The 9,296-nt window shown below is 65.7% G+C and carries 10 protein-coding genes; 8 read left to right on the top strand and 2 right to left on the bottom strand.

Annotated elements, in window-relative coordinates:
- Positions 1 to 989 (bottom strand): MFS transporter (locus tag VJ307_01685; protein HJX72840.1); only part of this gene is annotated, 989 nt, incomplete at its 3' end.
- Between the two features lie 861 nt (positions 990 to 1,850).
- Here VJ307_01685 and VJ307_01680 point away from each other — a divergent pair.
- From VJ307_01680 to VJ307_01650, 7 genes are all read left to right on the top strand, one after another.
- On the top strand, positions 1,851 to 2,402 hold the full coding sequence (locus VJ307_01680; protein HJX72839.1) for an NUDIX hydrolase: 552 nt from the start codon (positions 1,851 to 1,853) through the stop codon (positions 2,400 to 2,402).
- The gene (locus tag VJ307_01675) at positions 2,402 to 2,860 is read left to right on the top strand and encodes a histidine phosphatase family protein (protein HJX72838.1); all 459 of its coding nucleotides are present in this window, start codon (positions 2,402 to 2,404) and stop codon (positions 2,858 to 2,860) included. Before VJ307_01680 ends, VJ307_01675 begins: the two co-directional genes overlap by 1 nt.
- Before the next feature lie 29 nt (positions 2,861 to 2,889).
- Entirely contained in the window at positions 2,890 to 3,093 is a 204-nt protein-coding gene (locus tag VJ307_01670) for a 4-oxalocrotonate tautomerase family protein (protein ID HJX72837.1), read from the top strand.
- A 183-nt stretch (positions 3,094 to 3,276) separates the two neighbouring features.
- A complete protein-coding gene (locus VJ307_01665) occupies positions 3,277 to 3,705 on the top strand; it encodes a MucR family transcriptional regulator (GenBank protein HJX72836.1) in 429 nt (142 codons plus the stop codon).
- 214 nt (positions 3,706 to 3,919) lie between these two features.
- Positions 3,920 to 4,498, top strand: a complete 579-nt coding sequence (locus tag VJ307_01660) for a Fe-Mn family superoxide dismutase (protein ID HJX72835.1) — start codon at positions 3,920 to 3,922, stop codon at positions 4,496 to 4,498.
- A gap of 90 nt (positions 4,499 to 4,588) precedes the next feature.
- The gene (locus VJ307_01655; protein ID HJX72834.1) at positions 4,589 to 6,538 is read left to right on the top strand and encodes an ATP-binding protein; all 1,950 of its coding nucleotides are present in this window, start codon (positions 4,589 to 4,591) and stop codon (positions 6,536 to 6,538) included.
- A gap of 4 nt (positions 6,539 to 6,542) precedes the next feature.
- Complete coding sequence (locus tag VJ307_01650) at positions 6,543 to 7,889, top strand: sigma-54 dependent transcriptional regulator (GenBank protein ID HJX72833.1); 1,347 nt, start codon at positions 6,543 to 6,545, stop codon at positions 7,887 to 7,889.
- A gap of 263 nt (positions 7,890 to 8,152) precedes the next feature.
- Here VJ307_01650 and VJ307_01645 read toward each other — a convergent pair whose 3' ends face one another.
- Positions 8,153 to 8,623 (bottom strand): YbaK/EbsC family protein, encoded by a 471-nt coding sequence (locus tag VJ307_01645; protein HJX72832.1) that lies wholly within the window; start codon positions 8,621 to 8,623, stop codon positions 8,153 to 8,155.
- 370 nt (positions 8,624 to 8,993) lie between these two features.
- Between VJ307_01645 and VJ307_01640 the strand changes: the two genes are divergently transcribed.
- Positions 8,994 to 9,296: CoA transferase (locus VJ307_01640; protein ID HJX72831.1), on the top strand; the 303-nt coding region annotated here is incomplete at its 3' end.

Genomic DNA, 9,296 nt, shown 5'->3' with positions numbered 1-9,296 from the left:
ACCGCGCCGAGGGTCGCCGCCGAGACCGCGAATCCCCCGTAGATGCACGTGTTGTAGCCGCCCATGGCGAGCCCGCGGACCCGGGTGGGAACCGACTCGGACAGGACCGCGCCGATGACCGTGAACGCCGCCGCCATGGTTCCCCCGATCCCCAGGAAGAGGAGGTACAGGGAGACGGCGTTCCGGAACGCCCCGACGAGGGCGATGAACAGCGCGAAGAGAAGGGTCCCGGCGACGATGTACCGCTCCCGCTTTCCCGTCCGGTCCGTCAGGTGGCCGATCGGAATGCGGAAGGCGGCGTTGGCGGCGGCCTGGCAGGTAAAGATGAGCCCGGTGTGGGTGACCGAGATTCCCGCTTCGCGCGCGTAGAGGGGAAAGAAGGCGAACAGCGAGCCCCACGCGTAGGTGGAGAAGAAGGTGGCTGTCCAGCAGGCGAGGACAGCCCGGTTGCCGACGATCTCCCGGAAATCCGCGGCGAGGTTCGCGGTCGTGGGGCGGATGACCGCGGGGGGGGCGGGCATGCGGGGGCCGCCTACCAGGATCCCCGCGGCGATGACGGTCGCCGAGACGAGAAACGCCGCCCGGAAGCCGCCGGCCGCGATCACGCCGCCCAGTCCCGGTCCGGCCGCCATCCCGAGATAGAGGGAGGAGGTGTACCAGCCGTATGCCCTTCCGAGAAACAAGGGCGGAGATACGTCGCCGACGTACGACATCATGGACGGGGAGAAGCAGGCAAGTCCGATCCCGGAGAAGAGATAGATCGCGCCGACCTGCAGGGGGGTTTGGACCAGGAGCAGGAGGAGCGAGGTGAGCCCGGAGATCGCCATGCCGGCGAGGATGAGACGCCTTCGGCCCAACCGGTCGGAGACCAGGCCCAGCGGCAGGGAGAGGAGCGCCGCGGCGACCATGAAACCGGCGTTGATCATCCCGACCTGTACCGTGGTCGCCCCGAGGTCGCTGGCGAACAGGGGGACCAGGGGAAGCCGCATGTAGGCGCCCAGATAAAGAACGAACGAAAGGGCGCAGGCGACGAGGACGGGGGCAGGGGCTGCGAATCCGCTCCAGGGAGTGATCGGTTCTTCCTCTTCGAACAGGAGGCTTAGTGCTGCATTTCATAATTACGCCTGCATTCGAGCGCCGCTGCATCCGCCCCGGCTGCGTTGCGCTCCTTGCGCCGTACTTAACAGTACGCCTCAGTCGCGCGCCTTGCCGGACCGGCGCATCGACGCTCTCGGTGCCGTGTCGAAAACAAATACGTCGCCGTAATTATGAAGCCCAGCACTTAGTGCTGCGTCTCGTAAATACGGGATCGTATCAGGGCGATGCCCTAAGGCGTTTTTCCTCCCGATGCCCGGGGCTCGCCGGCCTCCAGAGATCCATTCCTTCAGATCCCGGCATTCGAGGGTCGCTGCATCCCCGCCGGCTTCGTTACCCGCCCTCACCGTACCGCGGCGGGTACGCCTCGGCCGGGTGCCTCGCCGGGCGGGGCGCATCGACCCTCTCGGTGCACGGCCTCTTCAGAAACGGACCTCTGGAGGCCAGGGGGCTCTGTTCAAAAACGCTCGCGACCTGCGACTGCTCGCTGCCGATTCCGCTCGACGCAATTCCCGCCCTTCGGCGGGACACTCCTTTATCACTCGACGATAACATCAGGAGTGTCCCCCCGCTCATAGGAACCCCCCGCTGCGCCTGGGCCCCGGGAGGCACGCACGAATACGTTGCCGTATTTATGAAACGGAGTACTTATGCGTCGGGAAATGCACGCTCCCGCCTTGCGGGATTTGGGCGTATTCTACCCCGGCCGGACGGTCGATGGAACAACCGCGTCTTCGGGTGTAGAATGGGCGACCATGCAGTCCCTGTGGACCTTGTTGCACAGCGAGCGGAAGTATTCGGACCGGCTGATCTCCGTGGACCGGGACCGGTACCGCCTCGAGAAAAACGGGAGGACGGGCGATTTCACCATTATCCGCACCTTCGACTGGATCAACGTCATTCCGGTGACGGAGGAAGGGAACTTCGTGTTCATCCGGCAGTTCCGTCACGGGATACGCGAGGTGACCCTCGAGATCCCCGGAGGGGCGATCGACCCGTCGGACTCCTCCCCGCGCGTGGCGGCGGAGCGGGAGCTCAGGGAGGAGACCGGTTTCGTCGCGGGGCGGTGGGAGGATCTGGGGTTCGTGACCCCCAACCCGGCGCTCCAGAACAACCGGTGCCACACGTTTCTCGCCGCCGGCGCTTCCCGCGCAGGCGCTCCGAGGTTCGACCCCTGCGAGTGGATCGAGACCGTCCTGTTGTCCCGGCAGGAGACCGCCACGGCGCTACGGAACGGGGCTGTCCACCACGGGCTGGTCCTCGCCGCGTTCGGGCGGTACTTCGCGGCGGGGTACGATCTGCGCTGATGGACCTGTGGCTGGTGCGACATGGGGAAGCGGTTCCGGAGCGGGAGGATCCTGCGCGCCCGCTCTCCCCGGAAGGGGCCCTCGCCATCCGGGCGATCGTCGAATCCCTCGCGGGGAAGACGGGGCCCTTCGATCTCGTTGCGGCAAGCGGAAAGAAGCGGGCGATCCAGACCGCCGCGATCTGGGCGGAGGCGGCGGGGTATCCCGCCGTCAAGATCGCGGAAACCGCCGCCCTGGCCCCCAACGCCACCCCCGAGGCGTTCCTCGCGTTTCTTGAGGACCGCGGCGAAGAGGGACGCGTCCTGTGCGTGGGGCACCTCCCCTCGATCGCCGCGATCGCTTCCTTTTTCCTTTCCGACGGCGACCCCGTGCGATTGGCCTTCGCCCCGGGGGCCGTATGCCGCATCCGGGTCGAGGCGACGCGTCGCGGGGCGGGGGAGCTGCTCCTTTTCCTCTGAAGTTGGGCAGATCAGGGAAGGAGGACCGGATGCCGTACGTGAACGTCAAGATCACGCGGGAGGGTGCCACGGCGGAGCAGAAGGCCGAGGTGATCCGCCGCATGACGCAGGTGCTCGTGGACGTCCTCGGAAAAAACCCGGAGACCACCGTGGTCGTCATCGACGAGGTCGACACCGACAACTGGGGGATCGGCGGGACCACGGTGACGGAGAGGCGCCGGAAGAAAAGGTAGACACGGATTTCGATCCGATCTCCCTCTTTTTTTACCCTTCCCTCGGTGTCGGATCTCCCTTTGCAGGGCCCCTTACACCTGCTTGTCAGGCTTTTTCGTATTTAGAAACACAGGAAATAAGGTTGACAAGGGGTTTTTTTATGGGAAAGATAGAGCCATATCCCGCCATCTGGAGGAATTTCCATGGACAAGAGAGTTTTAGTTGAGTTGACGACGGAAATAGTTTCGGCCCACGCGTCTGTGAATGAAATGAGCAGGGATGATCTCCTGGACGAGATTCAGGCCGTCTTCCAGAAGTTGAATGTCCTTGTCGGGGCCGAGGGGGAGGCAGCATCCGGCGTTTTGACGGAAGTAAAGCCGGCGATACCGCTGAATGCGGCTTTCGGGGCCGAACAGGTCTTTTGTATGGAATGCGGGAAAGGGTTTACCACGCTGAAAAAACACCTTTCGGTCAGTCACAACCTGACCCCCAAGGATTACCGGAAGAAATTCAAGGTCCCCGCAAAAACCCCCCTCGTGGCGAAGAACTACTCGGAGGCCAAGAAGAAGATCGCCCAGAAACTTGGGCTCGCCGAGAAGCTCGCCGCGGGGCGGAAGAAGCGCGCGAAATAGAAGGGTACGCCAGGACGCTTCGCCCAGGCGGCAAACGTCGAAGCAGAGTGCGCGTGTCATGCAGCGTCCGCCGGAGGAATCCCCCCGGCGGACGCTTTCCCTTTGGAAAAAAAATCCCCGCCAGTTCCCCGGTTGAGGCAAAATAAAGAACGATCCGTTTTCGGGATCCCCGTCACGGAAAACCCCATGCTGTCGAGGGAAAAGGAGGCCGTCCATGCCGTATGCTGCCAAGGATTACGGGAAACTCATCGGGCTGGAAGGATTCAGCGAGACTCTTCTCAAAAATCATTTCACCCTGTACCAGGGATATGTCACGAATACGAACAAGGTTCTGGACGCCCTGGCCGCGATGCTTGCGGAAGGAAAGACCGGCACCCCCGAGTATGCGGAGCTGAAGAGGAGGCTGGGCTGGGAGTTCAACGGGATGCGCTTGCATGAATATTACTTCGAAAACCTGGGCGGCAAGGGGGCTCTCGCCGCGGGGGGCAAGCTCGGGAAGGCGTTGGCCGCGGAGTTCGGCAGCGTCGAGAAGTGGGAGGCCGATTTCCGGGCCGTGGGCGCGATGCGCGGGATCGGCTGGGTGGTCCTGTACCAGGACACCGCCGGCAACCGGCTTTTCAACCAGTGGGTCAACGAGCACGACGTGGGGCACCCGGCGGGGGCCAACCCGGTTCTCGTGATGGACGTCTTCGAGCACGCCTTCATGACGGATTACGGTCTGAAGAGGGCCGACTACATCGCGGCATTCTTCAAGAACATCGACTGGAAGTCGGTCGAGGCGAGGCTCAAGTAGCGAAGGGTTTTTTCCGCCGGGAGGATGGTTCGGGCTATTCAGGGACACGCCTGCAATAGCCCTTTTTCTTCCGGGAGGCGAAGACGGAAATTGGATTATTACGCGCAAGGGAGCCTGGTGGCCGCGGTGGTGGCTCTTGCCATCGCGGGGTATCTGCGCGTTTGGGCGAAGGACGACGCGGAGGCGCGGGCGTTCGCGAGCCTGTCCTTCCTCATCTTCCTGTGGTGCTTCCCCGAGTATCTCTGGAAGACCCTCGACTCCGCGTTCTGGCACCGGGTAAGCCTCGCGGCGGTCCTGTTCATTCCCCCCTTCGTGCTGCGGTACAGCGGTTCGGCGGTCCCAACCCGCCCGAGGTGGTATCCGATCGCGTTCGCTTCCGGGGTGTGGATCAGCGCGGTCTTCGCGGTCACGATCGTGAGCGACCGCCTCTTTTTCTCCCCCTGGTGGAACGTCGCGGCGCTCCTGTACGTCTACCCCTACCTCGGTCTTTCCCTCCACATCGTGGTCCGCCACGGATTCCGGGCGAAACCGTCCTCCATCGACCGGAAGAAGTTCCAGTTCCTCCTCGTCGGCGGGGGGATCGCCAGTCTCGTCGCGCCGCTCAACTTCCTCCCGGGGACGGGCATCCCCTTCCCGCCGCTCGGCTCGTTCGCGATCCTTCTGTTCTTCTACTTCATGGCGACGGGGATCCTCCATCTTCACTTCTTCGAATTCCCGGACATCGTGGGGCGGGCGATCATCCTCGTCATCCAGGTGTTCGCCTTCGCCGTGGTGTTCGGAGGTCTGGAGGTCGTGTCCGGGCGGAAATTCTGGTTTCCCCTGGCGGGGACCTTCCTCATCTCGTTTTTCCTGCTCACCTTCTACCCCGTGCTGATGCGGAAGCTCGGGGGGATATCGTCCGATCTCCTGGTCCGGGAGTCGCGGACCATCCAGGCCGGCCTGGGCGACTTCGCGAAGAGGATCCCCGATTCCACGTCGCTCGCCGAGATCGCGCAGATCGTGGAGGAGGCCCTCGGGCAGGTGCCGTTCATCGCGCGCGCCTCCCTCTGGATCCGCCCGGAGGGCGGAACCGACGAGGGGATCGGGTCCCTCCCGGTCCGGCCCGACGAATACCTGCGCGCGCTCGGGCGGTTCTCCACCCGGTTCCCCGTGCTGAAGTTCATGGAGCACGGCGGGTCGCGGGCGGCGGATGTCGCCATCTGGGACGACTCCTGGAACGCCTCCTTCCCCATCTTCCTCCGGGGAACGATGGTGGGGGTGGCGCTCTTCCTCTGGAAGGAGAAGACGCCGTCCTTCCGGGAACGGGAGTTGTTGATCCCCTTCCTGGAAGGGATCGGGCTGGCGGTGGAGAATGTCCGCCAGAAACAGAGGATCCAGAAGAAGGAGCACTTCGCCACCGTCGGCGAGCTCGCGGCGGGGCTGGCCCACGAGGTGCGCACGCCCGCCGGCGTGATCAAGGGGGCGGCCCAGTTCCTCTCCCGGGAGGCGCCTCCCCGCGACCGGGAATTCCTCGACATCATCGTCGAGGAGGCGGACCGCTTGAACGGCGTCGTTACGGAGTTTCTGGAGTACGCCCGGCCCGGGAGCCGCGCCCCCAAGAAGATCGTATTGCACGATCCCGTGGAGCGCGCGGTGGCGCGCCTCGCGCGGGAGAAGGCGAACGGGATGAACGGGATCCGCCGGCACGTCCAGGTCGGCGACCCGGCCCCGACGGTTACCGCCGACCCGTCCGAGATCGAGCGGGTGGTGTTCAACCTGCTGACGAACGCGGTCGAAGCGATGCCCGACGGCGGGGACCTCACCGTGCGGATTTCCTCCCAGGGAGGGGAGAGCCGGATCGTCGTCGAGGACACCGGCACGGGAATCCGGGAAACGGACCGGAAGCATCTCTTCCGCCCCTTCTTCACCACGAGAGAGCGAGGCGTGGGGATGGGGCTGGCGATCTGCCGAAGGATCGTCGAGGAAAACGGCGGGTCGATCGCGTTCGAGACCCTGAGCGGGCAAGGAAGCCGCTTCACGGTAAAGCTGCCGGAGGGATGAGCGGTTGAAACCGACGATTCTCGTGGCGGAGGACGACCGGAACCTGCGGCGCGTGCTGCGGGCGATGCTGGTCCGGGAGGGGTACGACGTGGCGGAGGCGGCGGACGGGGAGGCCGCATCCGCGTGGCTTTCCGGGCGCCGCCCCGATGTCCTGATCACGGACATCCGGATGCCGAAGATGGACGGACTTGCCCTCTTCCGGCACGCGCGGGAGCGGCATCCCGATGTCCCGGTCATCCTGATCACGGCGTACGGGACGATCGGCGATGCGGTGGAGGCGATCCGGTCCGGGGCGTTCGACTACATCTCGAAGCCGTTCGACGAGGCGGAACTGCTGCGCGTCGTGGGAAACGCGGCCCGGACCTCGGTCGTGGCCGCGCGGGAGGGAGCGGGCGGCGACGGGGAAGGCGGATGGTTCGGCATGGTGGGGCGCTCCCCGGCATGGAGGGAGATCCGTAAGGTGATCGAGAAGGCGGCCGCCTCCCCGCTTTCCGTGATGATCACGGGGGAGACGGGGACGGGAAAAGAGCTTGTCGCGCGGGCAATCCACCGGATCAGCGGGCGGGGGGAAGGGCCGTTCATCAAGATCACCGGCGCCGCCATCCCGCCGCCCCTGTGGGAGGCGGAAGTGTTCGGGTACGAAAAGGGGGCGTTCACCGGGGCCGTCCTCTCGAAGCCGGGGCGGTTCGAGCTGGCGGACGGGGGGACTTTCTTCCTGGACGAGATCGGGGACGTCCCCCTCGCCATGCAGGCGAAACTCCTTCGGGTCCTGCAGGACCGGGCGTTCGAGCGGGTGGGCGGGGTGAAGACGCTCACCGCGGACGTCCGCTTCATCTGCGCCTCGAACCGCGACCTGAAGAAGGAAACCGAGCGGGGAAGATTCCGGGAAGACCTCTACTACCGGATCAACGGCATCCCCGTCCATCTCCCCCCCCTGCGGGCGCGGCGGGAGGACATATTTCCGCTGGCGGACCATTTTCTCTCCCGCGCCTGCGCGGAGATGGGGATCTCCGCGAGGAAACTCTCGGCGGAGACGGAGGAGATCCTGGAGCGGCATTCCTGGCCGGGGAACGTCCGCGAACTGGAGAACGCCATCGGGAGGGCGGTGGCTCTCTCGGAGGGCGAGGAGATCACCCCGCCCGACCTCTGCATCGCCCTGGAGGACGCCGGGGAGGAGGTCGCGACGCCCGAGGAGGAGACGTTCCACGAGTCGGTCCGGGACCACAAGCGGGCGATCATCCTCCGGGCGATCCGCAAGTCCAGGGGGAGCAAGACAAAGGCGGCGGAGATGCTCGGTCTTCAGCCGACCTACCTTTCGCGGCTGATCCGAATCCTCAAGGTCGAGGGCTGAGCCCCATCCTTCGCGGCGCCTCCTCCGGGGGGACCGCTGCGGAAGGACCCTGGCTTGCGGGAAGTGCGATCCGTTACGCTCGCGACCTGCACCCGCTCGCGAGGGCGCCCGGGTATCGGCTCCGCTGCCTCGGAGGGGGGTTCCGCTCGTGGGTCGCCGTGCGGTGCACCCACACGGCTGCGCTTTACCTCGCTCCACCCCCCTCCTGCGGCATCTCCGCCATCCGCCCCGTCTTTCCGGGGCGCCCGGTCGTGGGCGCAGGCTCAGCGGGCGAGGTCGGCTTCGGCCGCTCCGGACAGGGAGAGCAGCTCCCCGGTGGTCGTCTCGAACATGTTGTTCGTCTCCCCGGCGGCGGGGTAGATCGTCTCATAGCGGAGGAGCGAGGAGTCGAGGTAGATCGGCACCCCTTCGGGGAGCGCCACCGGCGAGACGGCGCCGACGGCGAACCCCGTGTGGGCGACCACCTCGTCGGGGCCCGCCAGCCGGACCTTCTTGCCTTTCCGAAGGGCCTTGACCTTCTTGAAATCGATCCGCTGGTCCCCGGAGATCACTACGACCACGGGCGCCCCATCGACGAGCAGCAGGATCGTATTGGCGATCTGGCCCAGTTCGACCCCGAGTTCCCGCGCGGCGAGCTCCGCGTTGTGGGTCGACTCCTCGAAGGTGCGGATCTCTCCGCGGACGCCGTGTGCCTCCAGGCAGGCCCGGACCTCCCGCTCCCCTCGCGCCTCCATGTCCACGCTCCTTCCGTCGGATTGATGAGGGACCAATTATAGCGTATCCGGCGCCGCGGTCGAGCGCCGGGCTGCGGCGGCGTCGGTTCCCGGGGACCATGGCTCGCAGGGGATTCCTCTCCGCTACGCTCGCGACCTGCGACCGCTCGCTGCCATTCCGCTCGACTCCATTCGCCGGGGACATCTCCTGATTCATCTCCGGGATGCGGGAGAGGAGTGTCCCCGCCCAGTCTCCGCGGAACCCCCCCCCATCGCCTTGGGTCCCCGGTTCGCCGCGCCAGGCAGTCGATAAGGGGACTTCGGGATCGGTGTTCCGGGGGAAGAATAACGGGTAGAATAGGTTGCTCCATCTCTCCGAGGGAGGTGAATAATGGTTCCCATTTCCGGTCTGGCGGAAATCGCGGGAACGAACGGGGCGCCGCTCTGCGGGGCGGCGAAGACGGGGGACCTTTCCGGCAACGCGGAGGAGATCGGGAAGATCCTCCCCGGGGTGCGCTCCGTCGTGGTGCTCGCGGCGCTTGCGCACCGGGCCGACACCGGAAAGGGGCAGAGGGTCGACGTCGCGGGCGCGGAGGCGATGATGAAATTCGTCGATTACAACATCACCTGGATGCATACCGCCGGCCGGGAGCGCCAGCGGACCGGCAGGTTCGACCCGGCCGTCTTCCCCTAC

The sequence above is a fragment of the Candidatus Deferrimicrobiaceae bacterium genome, from assembly GCA_035256765.1.
In the GTDB taxonomy this organism is placed as follows: domain Bacteria; phylum Desulfobacterota; class Deferrimicrobia; order Deferrimicrobiales; family Deferrimicrobiaceae; genus CSP1-8.
Note: the sequence above shows the minus strand (reverse complement) of the source record. Positions and strands in the feature narration are given on the sequence as shown.

What these genes read in the sequence shown, in the direction of transcription:
- VJ307_01680 (HJX72839.1), top strand. Translation starts at nt 1,851, where the DNA reads ATGCAGTCCCTGTGGACCTTGTTGCACAGCGAGCGGAAGTATTCGGAC.
- VJ307_01675 (HJX72838.1), top strand. Translation starts at nt 2,402, where the DNA reads ATGGACCTGTGGCTGGTGCGACATGGGGAAGCGGTTCCGGAGCGGGAG.
- VJ307_01670 (HJX72837.1), top strand. Translation starts at nt 2,890, where the DNA reads ATGCCGTACGTGAACGTCAAGATCACGCGGGAGGGTGCCACGGCGGAG.
- VJ307_01665 (HJX72836.1), top strand. Translation starts at nt 3,277, where the DNA reads ATGGACAAGAGAGTTTTAGTTGAGTTGACGACGGAAATAGTTTCGGCC.
- VJ307_01660 (HJX72835.1), top strand. Translation starts at nt 3,920, where the DNA reads ATGCCGTATGCTGCCAAGGATTACGGGAAACTCATCGGGCTGGAAGGA.
- VJ307_01645 (HJX72832.1), bottom strand. Translation starts at nt 8,623, where the DNA reads ATGGAGGCGCGAGGGGAGCGGGAGGTCCGGGCCTGCCTGGAGGCACAC.